This window comes from Terriglobus roseus (genome assembly GCF_900102185.1).
In the GTDB taxonomy this organism is placed as follows: Bacteria; Acidobacteriota; Terriglobia; order Terriglobales; family Acidobacteriaceae; genus Terriglobus; species Terriglobus roseus_A.
Genome location: NZ_LT629690.1, coordinates 1,096,382 through 1,115,170, shown reverse-complemented (window position 1 = coordinate 1,115,170; position 18,789 = coordinate 1,096,382). Strand labels below are relative to the sequence as shown.

Sequence of the window (18,789 nt, the reverse complement as noted above, 5' to 3'; positions counted from 1 at the left end):
GAACCAGGAAGGGTTATTAGAACATGAGAGAGCGTCGACAGATCATCGATCGGTGGCAGCGTGGCGATGGCTCCGTTCTCGCGACACTCTTTCATGTCAGTGGATCAAGTTATCGCCAACCCGGAGCCCGCTTGTTGGTGTGCAAGGATGGCTCCTACGAAGGCAGCATCAGTGGTGGATGCCTGGAAGCGGACCTGGTTCGAAAGGCAACTTGGCTCGTTCGAGATGGAGCAGCGATAAAACGTTATTCGACGGTCTTTGATACCGCATCGGAGGTTCCGTATGGGCTCGGCTGCGGCGGCGTACTCGATGTACTCCTTGAGCCGCTCGATTCAGAGGAAGGAAAAGCTCTACTACGCGCGTTCGAAGACCACATCGGAGGCAAAGAACGTTTCGTGGTTACATGGCTCCCGTCAACGTCAACCACTCTGAGGCGAGTCATCGTTGATGGAGGCGGAAGAATACTGTTCGCAAGTTCAGGACTTTCACAGGAGGAAGTGCTGAAGGCTCAGCGCAAGAGTTCTGGCCCCACTCGGCTCACAGTCGACGGCGTTGTCTGCGAACACCTGAAGCCACCTCAACGACTCTTTATTTTTGGCGCCGGTGACGACGCAAAGCCCCTTGTGACGATGGCCTCACTTCTCGGTTGGAATGTTACGGTGGTCGACGGGCGGACGCACCTCGCGGCTGCTGACCGATTTCCAGAACGACATGTCAGGGTCTCCTCCTCTCGAGAAGAGATCTTGCATGAAGTCAGTGATCATGACGCTGCTGTCATCATGACTCACAGCTTTGAACAAGACCGAGATTGTTTAATCGCCCTTTTGTCGAAACGTCCGAAATATTTGGGCCTTCTCGGTTCGCGTCAACGCAGCTCGCTCCTCATGGGGGACGCGGCGGTTCGACTCGGACTTTCCATTGAAGAATGCTGCCAGGTTGTGAGCGCTCCGGTCGGTCTTGATATCGGCGGTGAAGGACCGGAAGACATCGCACTTGCGATCATCGCCGAGGCTCAGGCAGTCTGCAGTGGCAAGGCGCAAACACGGGAAAAGCTGTCTGCGCATCGCGTGCAGAGCTACCTTGTCGATGTCGACTCTGAACGACAGATCTTCAGTCGATGTGAGCTCAATACGCAATGAAACCGCGTTAGCCCTGAACGTCTACAGCAGTTTCTCTTGATCACAGGAAGGCATCGGGCAAGCGACTAGCAGATTGCGCGGGTGATGTCCTGTGACTTGATAATCTACGTCGGGTCGGATGCGAAGAGATGAGAACTTCTTGAGCCACGACAAGACGTGCAGAGGGGTACGAATACGGGTACGGCACGTTGATTGACCTGTAATGCCTTTGCTCTCAACGTATGAGGATCCCTGGGGGGCAACCAATTTCCTTTCCGCAGAACTTCTCCGGCCTTCCTAAAACCTCTTTGAACACCTAGAACTCGCATGACTGCCTTAGCCATGGCGAAGTGTTTTCGCAGAAGTGAGATCGCTCGCCTCTAGGCGACCCCGCTCTCTGTCACCAGAGAAAATCGACGATGGGTAAATCATTGGCGATGTCTTTCGATGGCTGCGCAATGATGTGTTCCCCTCGCAGGGTGACACTTACTGCCTGTATATCCGGCAGACCAAGCAGGAAAGAGTCCCGAACGGGGAGTCCTTGAGGTTCTTCTGACACAGACTTCCCGTTGAGCGTGACCGGATCTCGCCCAGCCGAAAAGTAGCCTTCTGGCCTTGCGATAAACAGCAATGCAGTATTTGCCGTATGGGTGGTTGTGTCGCGTGGTGCTGGAAGGAAGCGAAGGTTTAGCAACGCAGTGGAGCGTAACAAAGGCGCCTTGAAATAGCGCACGTGACGTCCCTGGAACTCCAGGTCAAAGCAATATTCCTGAGTCGACGAGGCCGTAAAGGGACCCCACTGCCCGTCTGCACCTGTGGTGATGCTATAGCTCGGGGCACTGTCACCCCCGTCCTTGCTGACGGGATAAATGTTCAGGTGAACTCCCTGCATTGGCAGATTGGTTGGTGCAACACCAGTAAAGCCTGTCACCGTACCGGAGATCTGAATCGTCTGCTCATGCTGCACGATCAACGTCTTCGGCTCCGTGCCAGTAACAAAGCGGAACATCTCACGAAATGCTGCCGGTGCAAACGCGAGTTCTCGATGATCCAGATTGGGAAGTACAACATTGGTTGCGCCGCGCAATGCGGGACCTTCGAAGGTGACACCAGTGCTCACCTGTGACGCTCCAGAAGCACCGCCTGTGGGCTGTGCATATTTGTCCAGTTTGTCGCTACGCAGCGTCAGAAAGCGCACACCATCCACCACTTCACTGCCATCGTCGTTCGCATGGTTCAGCGCAGTCAGAAAGTGTCCACCTCCGTTGAATTCTCCGTTCAGGTTGGCGGTTGATACAAGAACTCCATGGTTTGGCGTGCCTGCAAGAATCGCCGCGGCAACGTTGCTCTGTCCGCCGCCGTTTTGAATGTAGTTGCGAATGGTAAGGCCACCGCGGCTGCTGCCAATCAGGATGACTTTGCGGCTGTGAGTCTCAAGTAGTACGCGAGTGACAAAGCTGCTAAGTTCTGAGGCTGCGTCCACTGTGGAAGAACGATTGGCTTCCGGTTTGCTGTCGTCTGTACGAGCGACAGGATTGGAAAAGCGAATCGCATAGAGGCGATCTTTGGGATAGCCGTTGGATTCAAAAAGCCAAATCGTTCCTACCCATTTCGCTGCATCGTCACCATTGCCGTGAACAAAGACGATCGGGTAGTTCCCTTCCGCCTTCGGGGCGATGTTCTGCCCGAAGGTCGGAAGTGAAGCAAGCGACAGCATTACTGCCACGACAAAGAAGATTCTCTGATTCAGAATCATTAGAATTGCACCTTCAATGCGAACTGCATCTGGCGTGGAGGATACGTTGAGGTGATGACTCCAAACGTGGCATTCGAGATGTTGCCATCTGGAGCGGTGAAGTTGGAACGGTTGAACAGGTTGAACGCTTCTGCACGGAAGAGTACCCGAATCTGTTCAGTGATCGGGAATCGCTTTGAAATGCCGAGGTCAGTCTGGTAAAAGGCATATCCGCGCACTGTGTTGCGGCCCGAGTTGCCGAACGGGCTATAGTACAGCGGAACACTAACATTGGCACGATTAAGGTAGTTGCTCGGAGTACGCGATCCAGCCGGCGCAAGCAATGAACCGCTTACGTTCGGACGATAGCTGTTGCGGCCCAAAACCGAAAGCACGGGAACAACCTGCTGCTGCGCATTGGGAGTGTAGGACAGGGTGAACGGCTCACCCGAACGCATGTTGATGATCGTGTTCAGATCCCAGCCACCCAACACATAGTCAATTGCGCGTGGGGTATTGGCAAGATAACTCCGGCCGTGACCAAAGGGCAGCTCATAAAGGACGCTGGTCACATTGTTGAACGGCCGGTTGTAGTTGGAGATGCCACGATCGGCCTGCACATTATTAATATCCTGCACGCTTGTACCGTTGCCGTTGTTGCTGTCAAAGGCCTGCGCTGCAATGTCAATCGTCTTAGACCATGTGAAGCTGTTCAGGAAGTAAAAGCCCTTGGAGGCCTGCTTTTCAAGGCGAATCTGGAGACCGTTGTAGTTCGAGGTTCCGTACGGAAGAGTTGCCGCAATCGAACTGAAGGACTGGTTAGGCCGACGCAGTTCGACGTTGGTGTTTTCATTCACTGCATTCGGACGAGCCTGATTGATGTCGTTAATGATGATCAGATTCTTTGAGTTATTGCCAACGTACCCCACGTCAACCAGCCATTGATATGGAAGCTGACGCTGCACCGAGACATAGTAGCTCTGGACCTGGCCGGAAGGCGTATCGCGCGGAATGTACTGCACCGTGCTATTACGCGGATTGAAGCTGGACGAGGAGGTGAAGTCCGCGGGAAAGCCCTGCTGGGTGTTGCGGAACGACGACGCCCGCGGATCAGACTGCGTCACCGTAGCAAGGATGAATCGCGGAGCGTTGTAGGCAAGATAGCTGGTGCCCGTACGGTTCGTATTGATGTAGCCCATGGAGAAGCCACCATGGATCACCGTGTTCGCGTCTGCGCTCCAGGAAGCACCAATGCGAGGCGCGAAGTTGTTTGTGTCCATGTTGACCAATGCGCGGTCGTAGATGGAACCAGACTTCGCCAGGAGCATCGAGTTTGTGGTTGGGTCGTAGTTCGAAAGCAGATTGTCTCTCTCGTAGAAAGGCGTCACCAACTCATAGCGCAGACCAAGGTTGACTGTCAGATTCTTGCGCAGCTTCCAGTCGTCCTGCACGTACAGGAAGGTGGCCTGCTGACGATGGTTGACGTAGCCAGGATTGACAAGCTGATACTGGTTGCGTGCACCGTATAGGAAGTCAGCAAGGCTATACAAAGCCTGGTTGGCATTGATCTGTGCTGCAGTAACCGTCGTCCCATTCGGAAGAATCGTGCCCACCGCAGGCGCAGAGAAGATTGCGGAATAGACGTCACGTCCAAGGATCGGGTTAACATCAAGCGTTCTCACACCCAACCACTGATACTCTGCGCCTACCTTCAGCGTGTGTGTGCCAAGGATGTGCGTGAAGTTGACCTTCGGGTCATACAGCGTAGGGTGCTGGAACTGCGGGCTGGTAGCCTGGCGTCCCAAAGCACTGAATCCGATGAGTGTCTCGGACGAGATGCCGCCAGTATATGCGGGGTCCGTAGGCAATCCTGGAATGCCGAAAAGTTCCAGCATGCTGGGACCACCCGCCAACGGCGGGCTCTTGCCTGCATCCGATTGGGAGAATCCAAATCCAAAGTCGACCAATGTACGCTCGCTTAAGGTCCAGGTGAGTCCACCAGCCGCAGCCTTGATCGGAACGATCTGATTGCCATTACCACCACCGCCTGCCAAGCCGGTAATCAATCCCGGGTCGAAGACATTGAATGCGCTCTGATCATAGCGGCCGAAGATACGAATCTTCTGTGAGAAGTAGTGATCAATGCGGATATCACCCTTGTTGCGTTTATCGGTGATCCTGTACAAGCCGGTATAGTTTGCGCCACTGGTTGCGGACGTAGGAGCAGGCAGAGCTGCCAGAACCGTGCTGGCAAAACGAATGATGTCCGTGGAGGGGATGCGCCCGTCCGCGTACAACGTGCCGGTATACGGGTTACGGACAGGTACGCCAAGCGCTCCAAGGCGCTGTGCCACTGTGGGCAACGTGGCCGATGCTACAGTCGATGAGACCTCGCGATAGCCTTCATAGTCGGTGAAGAAAAACGTCTTGTCTTTCCAGATAGGACCGCCGAAGGTGAAGCCGAACTGATTCCGATTCAAACGTGGCTTGCCAGTAGCAGCCTTAAAGTATCCGTTGGCATTGAATTCGGTGTTACGAATGAATTCCCACACATTGCCGTGGAACTGATTTGTACCGCTACGAAGGCTCGCAATGATGGTGCCGCCGCCACTGCGTCCGTATTCCGCAGGCTGATTGTTCGTGATGAGCCGAAACTCAGCGATCGCATCCGGCGGCGGCTGCACCACTTGATTGGCAAAGCCCTGGTTGGAGGTGCCGAAGTAGTTGTTGTCCAGGCCATCCAGAACGAAGTTGTTGGTCGTGCTGCGCAGACCGTTCACGTTAAACGAGCCTTCTCGGAAGGAACTGCTGGAGCCGTAGGAACTCGGCGAACGCATAACGCCGGTTCCCAGCAAGACCAGGTCAGAGTAATAGCGGCCGTTGAGCGGAAGCTCCCTAATCTGGGCCGCATTGATCGTCTGACCGCGATCCGAATTCTCTGTCTGGAGAAGCGGCACATCTGCCATCACCTCCACAACAGTGCTGACCTGCTCCGGGTGAAGCTCAAAGTCGATACGCAGACGGGCACCGAGCGTGAGATCGAAGTCCTGGCTAACCTGTTCGCCAAACCCAGCATGTTGCGTACGAATGTGGTAGCGGCCAATTGGGACAGAAGGAAACTGAAAGGCACCGTTTGTACCGGACGTAATCGCGGAGCGGGTTCCACGAGTGACATCTTCGAGAGTAATCTTCACGTCAGAAATGGGAAGCTTGGTTTCGTCGGATACGATTCCCAACACCGCGCCCGTGTCGAACTGAGCACGAGCTGCAACTGGAAGAGATGTAAGGCAGACCAGCAAAGGAAGTATTTTGCGCATGAGGGCGACCCTAAAGTCGTTCGATAAACCAAAGGTGTCGTCATCGTTACTGAATCATAAATTCAGTAAACACTTACTTTTTTCTGTAATCGAATTGCACGTCTTCCCGTCTCTATGTTCTGCTGAGGGATAACAAACATGAAGGGCCCTGAAAGACGCGCACAAATTATCGAGGAAGCAACAACCCTCTTCTCACAAAAGGGATTTAGCGGCACTACGACGAAAGAGATCTCCACAGCCGCGGGGATCAATGAAGCGCTCATCTTCAAGCATTTTGAAAATAAAGAGGCCCTTTATCGCGCGGTCATTCACGACTACGTAGAGCGATCGCGTAGAGACGGCTGGCATGATGACATCCGCGACTGTATGCGCCGCAATGCGGACACGGACCTGTTTCGGAAGTTGATCTCTTACGTGATTGAGGCCTACCGCGTGGAGCCTGTCATGCAACGACTGGTTCTGTTCGCCATCCTCGAGGGTTACCACGAAGAAGCGGACCGTGCATGTCACCTTCCAAAGACATTGCAGCGTGAAGTGATTGAATACATCGCACGCAGGCAGAAGCAAGGAAAGATCGCCCCTATGGATCCGACCGCTGCCTTTCAAATTCTCTTTGGCATGGCCCGCAGCTACGCGATTGCGAAATATGTCTACAAGCTAAAAGAGATGAAAGCCTCCGACGCGAGTGTCGAAGAGGAGTTCACTCACTTCGCTGTCCGTGCACTTGTTCTCAACCCGAGACAACGACGCGGGACGCGTACCGGGGCACTGATCAGTGGAACTCTGAGCGTTGTGCTCGCTTGGATGTTTTTCCCGCACCATCAAGGTCGGAAGCCCGCTCCTCTGGGACGACGAATCTCCCTGTCGAATCGATACCAAAATGTGTCCTAGGTCTTTCACACGTGATGCGAGTGGGAAACCTATTTTGTATGCACTTGTTGCGTGACACGAGTGAGTAAGAGGTTCGCCAAACGTGCCGAAAACCGGCTGCTGGCCATCAAACGATTCCGAAGTCTACAGCCACTTCGTCTGCCATCCTCGAAGAGAGTCCAGCCTACTCCGCAAAGGAATTCCAGGTTTCGACAGCCGCACGAACGTCGCTAAGTAGTTGCTGAGGTCCGTGGGTGGGTTTGATGGGTTTCCAGATTGTCATGTCGATTGCATACGTTCCGACACTCGAGAGTCTTTAGAGGTGGGAGCCTGCCCCCCGTCCTGAGCCCATGGAGAAATGGAGCATCAATCTTTTGCTTTCGCCGCTCGGAGTCTTCTCTTCCCTACTAGGCCACCCAGACTATCTCGCGATGATCTATCCGTTCCGAGCGCTGTGCCCTTGTCGTCGCATTCATCGCTCCATGGAACGCAAGATCGCGCTCGGTTGGGAGGACTGGCTTCTGTCCTATTCCCGCGATGGCTCGTGATCAGAAGGGTGCCCCAGATAAGGAGGGATATGGCTCTCAATCCGCCGAAACTCGGATTGAGTGAGTGGTAGTTGGTGCCAGCGCTTGAGAGCTTCAGCAGGCCTGTTCCCGGGCACGGAGGCATCGCTGCCATAGAGGAGACGATCTGGCCCAATCTGGCGGAGACGTTTCGCGAGAAGTGCCGATTTATCTTCCCAGGTACCCGGTATCGCGAGCCCGGAGACATCGAAGTAGAGATTTCGAACGCGCGGGTCGTTTTGCTGGAGAGCCACGATAAAGACAGAAAGCGCATCATCATCTCCCGGATCGTCATAGCCACCGGCACCGGCGAGATGCGCAATCTGAACTGTGACATCGGGAGCTTGTGGTAGAATCTCGCGCAAAAAGATCAAGGCTTCTCGAGCGCCGTAGGGCCGATGGTGATCGACATTGGCATGCATGTGTACGATCAGCGCCATCCGATGCGTGTTTGCTTCTCGAAACACCTTGCGAAGCTTAGCAAGGTCTTCCGGATTGTCCACGTCCACATCAGAATTGCCAAAGTGCAACTTAAGGCCGGTACGAAGATTTGGATCTTTCGCACAGCGATCGATCTCTTCAAGTGCAAACGGTCGAAGTGGATTCACACTACAGAATCCGGTCAGTCGATCGGAATGAGCGTGAACTTGGGCGGCCGTCCAGTCGTTTTCAGCCCTCACCTTGGCATATTCGTCCACAAGGGTTGGCTTATTCGGGTTGGAGAGGCTATAAGCCGCCGATAAAGCGACGGCCCGTTTGATCCCAGCTTTATCGAGTTCCCGGATCAGGTCTTCTGCATTGATGCCATCGGTGAGACCGGACCGTTTGCCAGCCTCTGGACTATAGAGATGCTGATGACAATCGACCGTTTGCGCCACCGCATTGGAAGGCACGATCGTGTGTAATAACGCGCAGCAGACAAGCACGCAGCCGAACAAGCGCCAATGCATGACCAATCATAGCTCTAGAATTGAATTCCCTCGGTAGGAAGGCATTGCCATAGGAGTGCTATCTTTTCCTCCGCTCACGCCCGACTCTCCAATATCGATTGGGAGCCCTAACGCATGGAAATCCATCCACCGGAACACAGTATTTATAGTTGGCAAGATTTTTTCGTTGATATGGCGAAACAAAATGCTTTGATACGTCGCAGTTACGAGTTGCATTTCATGTGAGACAAACGGCCCGCATCAGGCGTCGTTCGAAAGCTTGCAACATGTGCCCGGTCACGAATGTTTCTTCCCGGATCGATCGAGCTCGCATCTCTAGTTTGACGAACAAACACGATGCCCTCCGGACAGTAATCCGGAAGGCATTTGTGTACATGCTTACTACCGATGTCCCTTACCGTCCTCTTCGCTGGCAGGACGCACGACGCCATGGATGGCCTGCGATCCAAAATGTGTCGTTGCCGGACCTCCGAAGACAAGAGTGATATTCGAATTCGGAAGCGAGTATCGGACGTCATCCCCTCCACTGATGCAAACCTGCAGTGTCGACGAAGGCGGGTCCGTTTCGAAGGGAGCGATGCTTCCATTTCCGGTCAAGAGTTTGACCACGTCGTTCAATTGAAAGCCCATCTTGGTAGCGGGCGGAAGGTATACCGGGCAATTACTTATGTCCGAGGAGATCCTGACATTCTGCAACCTGATGTGATGTGTATGAGGGTTCACCAGGGGTTGGGTCGGGTCGACTGCGCCCGTCGATATTGTTCCATAGCCGGACATTGTCATATCCGCAGAGAAATCTGCGGTACCCCGCTCTGGGTAAATGTCCATTGACCATTGTCCGTGCATTTCCCATGGGCTGCCTTTGACGGTAGCACTCAGCGGTGTGTAGTCGTTGATGAGGCCGCTCAAGTGTAGTGGTTGGTGATCCTGGGCACGGAGATGTGCGGTCGAAGCCAATAAGAGGACGGAGAGCACGCGTACTGCTACAGCAAGAACTTTGCTTTTCATGAAAGATCTCCAATCTTGAAGTTGTTCGTGACCGATGACACATGCGCGTCAGTTCGCTATTGGCTTCTTTGTGCCGAGAGCGACCGAGATATTGGTTGTGGAGTCAATCCAGACACCGGCTTGGGGATTTTGGTTTTGCACGTACAGGCCGGTTCCTGCCTCGTGTACGTTGAAGCCGGCGTTCTTCAAGTTGTCCGCGTCCTGCTTGGTCTGCAATGGAGGCATCACCTGGGCGGGAGCAATGTGCCACTGAACTGTGTATTGGGAATTGTTTCCGCAGCCGGACGGAGAGTGCGTTCCGGGATGTGACGTCAGATGAGAAATGGGCAACTGACTAAAGACGAGCTGGTTTTGTTCCGCCGCAACAATGCCGTCGCAGGAAGATCGGAGAATACCCGCCAACTGCGCGACGAGATAATCCGTATCGATCCCGTTGGCTGACGCCAGGTGAGGAGCAGGGGGAGGAGGAACAGGTCCAGTGCCCGACAACCACGCAGCCTGAGCAGCCTTCAATACCGCCCTCGCCTGGTCGGGGCTTGTAGAGCCGGCATTCACTACCAAGTAATTGAAAGCAAGAATGTCGTCCTGACCGAAGTCAAACCCGGGAATTGAAACATCAACGACATGATTGCCGTTATTCATATCGTTGAGGGGCTGAATCGTAAACATCGGATCCAGGCTTCCCAGCCTCAGCAACAGGCCCAGGTAGTTCGTGTCCTCGTGTTTCGAGCGGGTCTGGGTGATGCCTATCGAATCGACTGTGAGATTGAACGTTCCCATCGTGTGCCTCTCTCGCTGCCCTGAAATGAAGTACCAGGGCCGGTGGTGCTGGAATGTTGTTCTCTGACGGACCCGTCTTCCAGGAACTACGGGGCGTCCGAAGACACGATGGACCACCCCGGCGGACGACCTCAAGCAGTAAGAGGCTGAATCGGTATATTTCATCGAGTTACAGTCAAATGCCGTCTTTTGCTGTGCGTTCTGAGGGCGGCGGTACAATCGAATTCCCCGTCCGCCAGACCTGCGGACCTCTGGAGATCGTGATGGCTCCCGACACACCGTCTGCTGGAAAAGCGATCGAAGACCGGCTTGATTCCTGGAAAGAGATCGCGGCATATCTAGAACGGGACGTCACGACAGTTCAGCGCTGGGAGAAGCGGGAGGCGATGCCCGTCCATCGGCATCTCCACGAAAAGCGAGGCTCTGTCTATGCCGTGCCGGCAGAGTTGGATTGCTGGATCCAGAGCAGAAAGGCTGGCCTTGATGAGCCCGAAGCCGCGCCCGCGGAAGAATCGGGCCCAGCCATCCCCACGAGTCAACACAGGGTTAAGCCAGGAACTCGCCTTTGGTTTGCTCTCGCTGTGGTCTTCGGTATTTGCCTGTCGATTGCTGCGTGGCTCATGCTTCGGCATCCGACAACAGAAATTGGTGAGACCAGAATTCCTTCGCTGGCTGTGCTCCCACTGCGAAACCTGTCTGGCGATCCAGGACAGGAGTATCTTGCCGACGGAATGACCGAAGCTCTCATCGGGCGCCTAGCGGGTATCCGCGGGCTGCGTGTGGTCTCGCACACATCCGTAATGCGTTTCAAGACCCCACAAATGTCCGTTCCCGAAATTGCGAGGATGCTCGGCGTCGACTCAGTGGTCGAAGGCTCTGTGATCAGAGAAGGCGACCGCATACGCGTGACTGCACAACTGATCCGAGCCTCGACAGACACGCACTTCTGGTCTGAAACCTATGACCGTCAAATGAGCGACGCACTCACCTTAGAGAGCGAATTAGCGCAGTCCATCGCCGAAAAGGTACAAGTGACACTAACCGGAGAGGAACGCCAGCGACTTACTTCCGTGAAACCTGTTGCGCCTGAAGTCTACGAGAGCTATCTGAAAGGCCGGTTTGTTTTAGCGCAGGGCAATAGGGCTCAGCTTGAGCAGAGCATTCCTCTTTTCGAAGACGCTCTCCACAGAGATGCGGCATTCGCACCAGCCTACCTGGGGTTGGCAGAGGCCTACACGATGCTCGGAACGGTCTCTGCAGGAGTTTCTCCGGAAGAGACACGGCCCAAAGTCGCTGACTTCGCGAGACAAGCCCTGGCAATTGATCCCGGTCTAGTAGAAGCCCACGTCATGCTGGCAAACGTTCTACAGGAGGAATGGCACTGGGCGGAAGCGCAAGCGGAATATAAGCGCGCGCTCGCACTGAATCCGAACAACGCAGAAGCTTATCAATGGTTCGCTCTATGGCTGGTGTGTCAGGGACGTGCTGACGAAGCCGTAACGGCGATTCAACACGCCCGGGCGCTAGACCCCGTCGGTGTCTCAGGCGGCAGCGTGGCCTGGATCCTATTTCAGGCTCGCCATTACGATGAAGCCATTCGCGAGGAAAGTAGCGCATTGGCCACACAACCTAACAGTGTGAGTGATCTTACGGGCCTTGGGTTCTCACTGATCGCCAACAATCAGCCGGCGGATGCGATCCCCTTCTTGGAGAAGGCAGTATCCCTCTCGGGAAGTCCTGCAGCGACAGGCGTTCTCATCCGAGCGTATGCCCATGCAGGTCGGCGTAGCGATGCGCTCCGGCTCCTCGCACAATTGAACCAACGCAAGACTGTGGGCTACGTTCCTTCGGGTGCGTTTGTGAATGCTTACTTGGGCCTTGACGACAAAGAACAGGCGTTCTACTGGCTTGAGCAGGCTTACAGAGAGAAATCGAATATCCTCCAGTTCCTAAAAAGTCATCCATATTTCGATCCAATCCGTAGCGATCCCCGATTCGCCGACTTGGTACATCGAGTCGGACTGCCATAACCATCAAGATCAAGGGAAAGCTCTAGGAGTGGCTGATGCTGGGACGGCCAGAGGTTCTCACCAGATCGGAACACGCTATGATCGACCGCATGCGAACGAAGGGTCTTGCGGCGCGGTGAGTCATGGGGCATCGGTTCCGCATTTGTCCTTGTATTGGCAACTGGCTTTGCGCAACGGACTACGACGGCTCCGCCGCAATCGACTTTTGCATGAGGCTCTCATATCCAAAAGAGGAGAATTGCAGTATGCGTGTCCAGCTATTTTCAGCAGTGGTGGTCGTAACGGCCCTATGCCCCGTCCTGATGCATGCCCAAGGGCGCGATGTCCCCGTGCCGTCAACCTGTTCTCCTCAGGTCAATGCAAAGCTGCAGACCATGATTCAGGAACATCCGAAGGGCTACGTTGAGAACGTCATGGCGTGCGGCATCTCTGCGGGCACTCGTGTGAACAGTGGTGGCAAACATGGTTCTCACCACATCATCACCGTGAATGTGAAGCTCCCCGATGGACAGGCGGCAAAGATTCAGATTGCCATTAACGACAGTCTTGACGGCGTTGTATCTGCAAAGCCTGGGGACTCGGTGTTCGCCTATGGGGAGGGCTATACCACCGGCGGACTCTGGGTTGCCGGTATCCACGACGTGCACTGTTCCACACACCCTACCGCGGATAATGGCTGGGTTGTGGTGAATGGGAATAAGACGCCGAAGTCATGCCCAACGCGACGATCTCGAAACTAGCTGCCTATGCTGCAATTGAGATCAGCGGACGCCCCTTTATTTCGCTGACGGCGCAAGGAGCTCAAGCGTTGGGAAATAGGTTTGATATCGCGCGTCAGGAGAGCAAGATTGGCGATTGCCGCGTGCGCTCCGATATAGAAATCGGGCAACGGCGTCGAACGGGTGCCACCGCGCTTGCGGTAATTCAGGAAACTCTTCCCGACAAGAAATCCGGCTTCCCATGGCCAAGCGTCTGAGCCACGGCCGCTCCGAGATACGTGGCAGGCCTTTTCGTCATCATGTTTCTTTGGTGCGCCCATTATCGCCCAAAAGTCATCGTTGACATCCGCTCTGGTGTAACAGCGTATTTATTTCGGCCCCACAATCAAACCTTTACCCCTCTATCATCGCGCCCGTATGCTGTTGCGGACTTTAGGTTCTGAGGGCGTGCATGTGTGTTTTGCTTTTGCTTCTTCTGTCGATCGTCACTGCAAGGTCCCAGGCACAATCCGTTTACCTTACAAAGCCAGATGATGCCCTGGCCGTGACAGCGAGTGAACTGCATGGCGACGGTGTTGCCGATGACACAGCGGCGTTGCAGGCAGCCATCGACAAGGTTGCAGATACCACAGGCAGCGGCATCGTCTTCCTGCCACAAGGGCGTTATCGCATAACGAAGACGGTCTACCTATGGTCCGGCGTTCGTATCTTCGGATACGGAGCACGGCGGCCGGTCATGGTGCTGGCACCGAATACGCCTGGATTCCAAAGCGGCCACGGCTTCCTCGGTACCGGCCGATACATGCTGCAGTTCGCTGCAAACAAACCCGCCGCGGGTGCGGCCATCATGGACGCGAACGAATTCACGTTCTACAGCGGACTAAGCAACATTGACTTCGAGATTGGTGGCGGCAATCCCGCAGCAATTGCAGTGCGGTTTCATGTCGCGCAGCACTCGTTCCTGGATCACATGCACTTCAGCGTAGGTGAAGGTCGCGCGGCATTGGAGGACGTCGGCAATCAGGCTGAAAACCTGGACATTGATGGCGGCGAGTATGGCATTGTGAGTGTCCGCACCGCTCCAGCCTGGCAGTTCCTGCTGATGGACTCGCGCATCCACGGACAGCGGCGCGCAGCCATCCATACGCAGGAAGTGGGAATGACGTTGGTGCGCGATGAGATCAGCGACGCGCCCATCGCTATCGAGACACCGCAGAACATGCCGGAGCAATTGTATGCGAAGGACCTGTTGCTGAAGAACATTAGCGGGACCGCCTTCGTCCTGGGTGACACAACAAGCCAGCACAATCAGGTCACACTCGATAACATCCTGTGCGACCACGTAGCAACGTTGGTCGCCGACCCGGTTGGAGCCTTGAAGTCCGCCACTTTGCCGCCCAGCGGGGATCGATACTACATCGTCGCGAACATGACTGCCGGTCAGCAGATTCTGGGAGACGGACGCGAAGGCGCACTAGCGTTGACCGTGTCTGGCAAGAAGCGTCTGACGTCCGCGCCACGTCTTCCACTGAGTGACATTCCAATCATGCCGCCAGTAAGCGAATGGACAAACGTACGCACGCTTGGTGCAACGGGAGATGGTGGCACAGACGATACCGCAGCACTGCAGCACGCCATCGATTCACATCGCGTCTTGTATTTTCCAACCGGGATGTATCGGCTAAGAGGCACACTGCATACCAAACCTGACACTGTCCTAGTGGGACTGAATCCCGCAACGGCCGTGCTGATGGTGCAGGATAACGATGCCAATTTCATAGGCGCTGAGGCGGCGGTGCCTTTACTGGAGACTGCACAGAACGGGCACGAGATCGTCAGCGGTCTTGGTGTATTCACCGGAGACATTGCGCCGCGTGCCGCAGGTGTGGTGTGGCGGAGCGGACCTCGCTCACTCATGCATGACGTCAACTTCCCTGCCGGTCTACGAGCACGTCCGGTCATCGCTCCAAAGCTCGTGCGTTCAACTGTGCCCATTGCGCAGCGGCCAGATATGCGGGCCTCGCAATACCCCAGCTTATGGGTGCGCGATGGAGGAGGTGGACTATTCCGTGATGTATGGACGGCGGACACGACAGCTCGCTCCGGTCTGCTGGTGGAACACACGCAAACACCTTCCATTGCCTACCAGATTTCGTGCGAGCACCATATGCAGAACGAAGTGCAGTTTCATGACGCCGCGAACTGGACGGTCTACGCACTGCAGACCGAGGAAGAAAAGCCCAACGGCGCGGACGCCACTGCAGTAGAGCTGGTTAACGCAAAGAACATCACCTTCGCGAACCTGTTCAACTATCGTGTCTCACGTAACGTCATCCCGAAGCTTGCGGCCACCACGGCGACGGATTCAGACAACATCCGCTTCGCGAATGTCCACGTGTTCAGCATGACGCGTTTGGCTTTTGACAACAGTCTGATCGACGAGGACTACGATACAAGGATTCGGACGCATGATTTCACCAGCTTCCGGCTTCGCGCAAAGGCACCGCAATCGCCGCTGAAGCCCATGCGTTTGCCGATCTTCACGTCCGAGTTGAAGAAGCTCATCTCGGGGTATCGCGATCTATCCGGTCTTACCGTCGATGGCCAGGGCACGCTCTACTTTGCAGATGCAACGCTTGCGACTGTTGCACAGTTGGATGAGACCACCGGGACCGCAAAGGTACTGACCAGGACCGTTCCGGAGCCCATGGTGCTTGCGTGGCCGGGCAGCGGTGAGACGCTGCTTGCGGTCGATCGCGATAAGGCTGTCTATAGCGTGAACACGAAGACCGGAGCAACAGCAAAACTGACCGACGGCGGCCCGAAGCAAGATGTCCAGTTGCTAATTCCGGTCGGCTTCCACAACGACATAGGCAGCATCCAGCGCATCGTGGCGCATCAGGGATTTGTATACTCTGGCCGCAGCAACATGGCGCTGGTCAGCGCAACAGAGAACGAGCCACGCAGCTACTTCTACGGCCCGAGCACAAACACGGCAGTGATTGCTGGTGGAAGCTGGAAGGGCGTGCAGCAGTCAGTGCAACTCAAAGCATTCCGCGTTGGCGAGAGCGCACTTGCAGTCAGCGAAGAAGATGATAAGGTGTACCGCGTTTCACTGGACGCGTTGACACATCTCACCGCAATGACGTTCATCACGCGCAGTGGAACGTCCGTGGTGCAAGACACAGATGGAAACGTGTACGTGGCCGGCGCGCAACTCTTCGTCTATGACCGCGCGGGTAAGTTGCTGGGCACGGTGGAGATCCCGGAGCGTCCTTCCTCGTTGGCCATCAGCGGCAACACGCTTTACATTGGAGCGCGATCTTCGCTATACAGGATCACGCTGAAGGCTGCAGCCGCAAAGTAATTCGAAGAACGCGGGTGGCTCTCTCAAATCCTTCCAAGTCCCTTCGCTGAAGGACGGTCATCGGTTCGAGCGAGCACAGGTTCTTGCAGCCATCCAACATGCTGATGCCAATTCCTTAACTCCCGGACGACAGAAGATCCGCCCCCGTCAATGTCTCATTGCTGTCTAGGTGACGTTAGGGCCTCAGCGAAGCTGCAGCTGTCTCCACAACCTTCGTTACGTCTGCAGTGTGACTCAACATCGCGAGATGGCCAGATGCCAGCGTCGTTGTCGTCGCGTTCATTCGCTTTGCCATATTCATTTCGAGAGTCGGCGATATGACGTGGTCATTGCTCGACACAACATACCAGGAGGGCAGGCTCTTCCATGCCACCTGAGACACTTTTACGCCAAACCCATTCGGGGCGGAAACGGGCCCTTGCGTGGCGGCAATGGTCGTCTGTTGTTCGGGCGGAAGGTCTGGCGCGAAGTCAGCCGCCATGCCAGCAGCGGTGATTGTAAGGTAACCATTCGCATCGAGTATCAAATCATTCATGATCGGCGTGGCCGCCACCTGGCCGTTGAGGTCCATTACAGACTCTCCATTGTCAGGTGCATACGCGGCCACATACACCAGACCGGCAACCTTCGGATCGTTGCCCGCCTGAGTAATGACGACACCTGCATAGGAATGTGCCACCAACAACGTCTTGCCGGTGACTCGTGCAAGAGCGCGCTGGACCGTCGCAACGTCGTCAGCGAGAGACGTGAGTGGAAGCTGGACGGCCGTCACGCTATATCCATCGGCGTTGAGATTTGTAATGACGGGATTCCATGACGAGCCATCCGCCCAGGCTCCGTGCACCAACAGGACGTTTTTAACACCTGTTGGACCGGCAGCCTGCACCGGCGGAAGTCCTCGCACACTACTAGAGGAGCACCCCGCTAAAGCCATGGAGATTGTTGGAATCAGAAAGCGCATAGCGCCCTTCACGTAGAAGTTGTGGAGCATGAGTTCGTCCTTGTCTTTGCGTTTTGTTGAGGCCATTGCTCGGCGCCATCTACCTCGGAAGGAGCGGGCGGGGCTACGGCTGAAACCAAAGCTACAGCTCAAGAGGCAAGCCTTCACAGAAGGAGGACTTCCACCCGAAAGACCTGCCCCGGAAGCGTTACTTCGAGGTGGCTTTCGAGGCCGCGTCCAAAATTACATTCGCGACCTGCGACGGTTGAGCCAGCATAACGACGTGGCTTGAGGCAACCGTAGTCGTTGCTGCACCAATCTTCTTTGCTTCGGCAGCTTCGAGTTGCGGGGAAATAGTGCGGTCGTTTGCGGCGATGATGTACCACGAGGCCTTCGACTTCCACGCTGGGGTCGTGATCTCTCCCTTCATTGCACCGACACTTGTAGGCACTTGCGTTGCCGTTAGAACCGAGATCTCTTTCGCCGAGAGGTCCTGTGCCAAATCTTCCGCAATTCCCTTAGGTGTCAACTTTATGAAGCCACTCTTATCCGGCCGCAGTTCGGTACCGACGGGAGTGGGTACGCTTGTAATCAATCCAAATGCGGATTCGCCTTTGTCCGGAGCTACCGCCGCCACGTAGACGATTCCGGCGACCTTGGGATCATTCCCGGCTTCCGTGACAACAGCCCCACCGTACGAATGCCCTACTAGCAAGACCGGACCATCCTCAAGCGCAATCGCACGCTGCGTCGCTGAAACGTCGTCCGCAAACGACGTGAGAGGAATCTGAACACAGACGACATGCAGTCCCTTGGCCTCCAACGAAGGAATGACTTTGGACCAGCTGGAACCATCTGCCCACGCACCGTGGACAAGTAGTACGTTCTTCACTCCTCCTGTTGAAGCCGTTTGCCCCGTCATATTGGCATTGGGAAGGATTGCGAAAAGAAAGGCGCATGACGCCATCATCTTGCGAACAAACTTGAATATCTGCATTGTCATACTCCCTGGACAGGGACCGGCTCACAGGCTCGACAGTCTTGATCGTCTGTACGAATAACGCATAGGCCGACCACGACGTAGCTGTGTAGCGGTACCAAAGATTTGCTGTCCTATTGGGGTGAGCTTAGCCATCGCCACGCGGAGGGGTATAGGTAAAAACCATCAAAAGCTGGCCAATATCCTTATGAACATTGACATCTCTCCGCATCCTTAGAAATCGATGGCACGGGAGCACACCAACAATCTTTTAGAGTTGAATCTTCCGACTATTCGCCTGCACGAATCCGAGGAAAGTGTGCCTTTCGTAGTCGTGCAAATCTCACCAGTACGTCGTGGTTCACGGAGTCAAGCTGGCTCACCAGACGATAGGAAAGATTCGATGCTTC

The 18,789-nt window shown here is 55.1% G+C and carries 13 protein-coding genes; 6 read left to right on the top strand and 7 right to left on the bottom strand.

Going from position 1 to position 18,789, the window contains the following annotated elements; translation table 11 throughout:
- Nucleotides 1-23 precede the first annotated feature (23 nt).
- On the top strand, nucleotides 24-1,139 hold the full coding sequence (locus BLT38_RS04690) for an XdhC family protein (RefSeq protein ID WP_083344151.1): 1,116 nt from the start codon (nucleotides 24-26) through the stop codon (nucleotides 1,137-1,139).
- Nucleotides 1,140-1,518: 379 nt separating this feature from the next.
- Here the strand turns inward: BLT38_RS04690 and BLT38_RS04685 are convergent, their stop codons facing one another.
- Together BLT38_RS04685 and BLT38_RS04680 are read right to left on the bottom strand one after the other, a co-directional pair.
- The gene (locus tag BLT38_RS04685; protein ID WP_083344150.1) at nucleotides 1,519-2,874 is read right to left on the bottom strand and encodes a lipase; all 1,356 of its coding nucleotides are present in this window, start codon (nucleotides 2,872-2,874) and stop codon (nucleotides 1,519-1,521) included.
- Nucleotides 2,874-6,170, bottom strand: coding sequence for a TonB-dependent receptor (locus tag BLT38_RS04680; RefSeq protein ID WP_083344149.1), 3,297 nt, complete (start codon nucleotides 6,168-6,170; stop codon nucleotides 2,874-2,876). Before BLT38_RS04680 ends, BLT38_RS04685 begins: the two co-directional genes overlap by 1 nt.
- A 138-nt stretch (nucleotides 6,171-6,308) precedes the next feature.
- Between BLT38_RS04680 and BLT38_RS04675 the strand changes: the two genes are divergently transcribed.
- Nucleotides 6,309-7,061: a TetR/AcrR family transcriptional regulator gene (locus tag BLT38_RS04675; RefSeq protein ID WP_083344148.1), complete on the top strand. Its 753-nt coding sequence runs from the start codon at nucleotides 6,309-6,311 to the stop codon at nucleotides 7,059-7,061.
- 505 nt (nucleotides 7,062-7,566) lie between these two features.
- Here BLT38_RS04675 and BLT38_RS04670 read toward each other — a convergent pair.
- The 3 genes from BLT38_RS04670 to BLT38_RS04660 all read right to left on the bottom strand — a co-directional run bounded on the left by BLT38_RS04670 (nucleotide 7,567) and on the right by BLT38_RS04660 (nucleotide 10,344).
- Nucleotides 7,567-8,556: an amidohydrolase family protein gene (locus tag BLT38_RS04670; RefSeq protein ID WP_083344147.1), complete on the bottom strand. Its 990-nt coding sequence runs from the start codon at nucleotides 8,554-8,556 to the stop codon at nucleotides 7,567-7,569.
- 381 nt (nucleotides 8,557-8,937) lie between these two features.
- Nucleotides 8,938-9,564 carry a hypothetical protein gene (locus BLT38_RS04665; protein WP_083344146.1) on the bottom strand — a complete coding sequence of 209 codons (627 nt, stop codon included), beginning with the start codon at nucleotides 9,562-9,564 and terminating at the stop codon, nucleotides 8,938-8,940.
- 48 nt (nucleotides 9,565-9,612) lie between these two features.
- The gene (locus tag BLT38_RS04660) at nucleotides 9,613-10,344 is read right to left on the bottom strand and encodes a hypothetical protein (protein WP_083344145.1); all 732 of its coding nucleotides are present in this window, start codon (nucleotides 10,342-10,344) and stop codon (nucleotides 9,613-9,615) included.
- 179 nt (nucleotides 10,345-10,523) lie between these two features.
- Between BLT38_RS04660 and BLT38_RS04655 the strand changes: the two genes are divergently transcribed.
- The 4 genes from BLT38_RS04655 to BLT38_RS04640 all read left to right on the top strand — a co-directional run bounded on the left by BLT38_RS04655 (nucleotide 10,524) and on the right by BLT38_RS04640 (nucleotide 16,460).
- Nucleotides 10,524-12,374, top strand: coding sequence for a tetratricopeptide repeat protein (locus tag BLT38_RS04655; protein ID WP_172838146.1), 1,851 nt, complete (start codon nucleotides 10,524-10,526; stop codon nucleotides 12,372-12,374).
- Nucleotides 12,375-12,619: 245 nt separating this feature from the next.
- Nucleotides 12,620-13,114 carry a hypothetical protein gene (locus BLT38_RS04650; RefSeq protein ID WP_083344143.1) on the top strand — a complete coding sequence of 165 codons (495 nt, stop codon included), beginning with the start codon at nucleotides 12,620-12,622 and terminating at the stop codon, nucleotides 13,112-13,114.
- Complete coding sequence (locus BLT38_RS20435) at nucleotides 13,087-13,350, top strand: hypothetical protein (protein ID WP_156785013.1); 264 nt, start codon at nucleotides 13,087-13,089, stop codon at nucleotides 13,348-13,350. Before BLT38_RS04650 ends, BLT38_RS20435 begins: the two co-directional genes overlap by 28 nt.
- Nucleotides 13,351-13,553: 203 nt before the next feature.
- The gene (locus BLT38_RS04640) at nucleotides 13,554-16,460 is read left to right on the top strand and encodes a glycosyl hydrolase family 28-related protein (RefSeq protein WP_172838145.1); all 2,907 of its coding nucleotides are present in this window, start codon (nucleotides 13,554-13,556) and stop codon (nucleotides 16,458-16,460) included.
- A gap of 175 nt (nucleotides 16,461-16,635) precedes the next feature.
- On the opposite strand, the gene BLT38_RS04635 is transcribed toward BLT38_RS04640, so the two are convergent.
- A complete protein-coding gene (locus BLT38_RS04635) occupies nucleotides 16,636-17,487 on the bottom strand; it encodes an alpha/beta fold hydrolase (RefSeq protein ID WP_231966744.1) in 852 nt (283 codons plus the stop codon).
- 121 nt (nucleotides 17,488-17,608) lie between these two features.
- Nucleotides 17,609-18,292: an alpha/beta fold hydrolase gene (locus BLT38_RS04630; RefSeq protein WP_231966743.1), complete on the bottom strand. Its 684-nt coding sequence runs from the start codon at nucleotides 18,290-18,292 to the stop codon at nucleotides 17,609-17,611.
- Nucleotides 18,293-18,789 lie beyond the last annotated feature (497 nt).

What these genes read in the sequence shown, in the direction of transcription:
- BLT38_RS04690 (WP_083344151.1), top strand. Translation starts at nt 24, where the DNA reads ATGAGAGAGCGTCGACAGATCATCGATCGGTGGCAGCGTGGCGATGGC.
- BLT38_RS04685 (WP_083344150.1), bottom strand. Translation starts at nt 2,874, where the DNA reads ATGATTCTGAATCAGAGAATCTTCTTTGTCGTGGCAGTAATGCTGTCG.
- BLT38_RS04680 (WP_083344149.1), bottom strand. Translation starts at nt 6,170, where the DNA reads ATGCGCAAAATACTTCCTTTGCTGGTCTGCCTTACATCTCTTCCAGTT.
- BLT38_RS04675 (WP_083344148.1), top strand. Translation starts at nt 6,309, where the DNA reads ATGAAGGGCCCTGAAAGACGCGCACAAATTATCGAGGAAGCAACAACC.
- BLT38_RS04670 (WP_083344147.1), bottom strand. Translation starts at nt 8,556, where the DNA reads ATGCATTGGCGCTTGTTCGGCTGCGTGCTTGTCTGCTGCGCGTTATTA.
- BLT38_RS04665 (WP_083344146.1), bottom strand. Translation starts at nt 9,564, where the DNA reads ATGAAAAGCAAAGTTCTTGCTGTAGCAGTACGCGTGCTCTCCGTCCTC.
- BLT38_RS04660 (WP_083344145.1), bottom strand. Translation starts at nt 10,344, where the DNA reads ATGGGAACGTTCAATCTCACAGTCGATTCGATAGGCATCACCCAGACC.
- BLT38_RS04655 (WP_172838146.1), top strand. Translation starts at nt 10,524, where the DNA reads ATGCCGTCTTTTGCTGTGCGTTCTGAGGGCGGCGGTACAATCGAATTC.
- BLT38_RS04650 (WP_083344143.1), top strand. Translation starts at nt 12,620, where the DNA reads ATGCGTGTCCAGCTATTTTCAGCAGTGGTGGTCGTAACGGCCCTATGC.
- BLT38_RS20435 (WP_156785013.1), top strand. Translation starts at nt 13,087, where the DNA reads ATGCCCAACGCGACGATCTCGAAACTAGCTGCCTATGCTGCAATTGAG.
- BLT38_RS04635 (WP_231966744.1), bottom strand. Translation starts at nt 17,487, where the DNA reads ATGGCCTCAACAAAACGCAAAGACAAGGACGAACTCATGCTCCACAAC.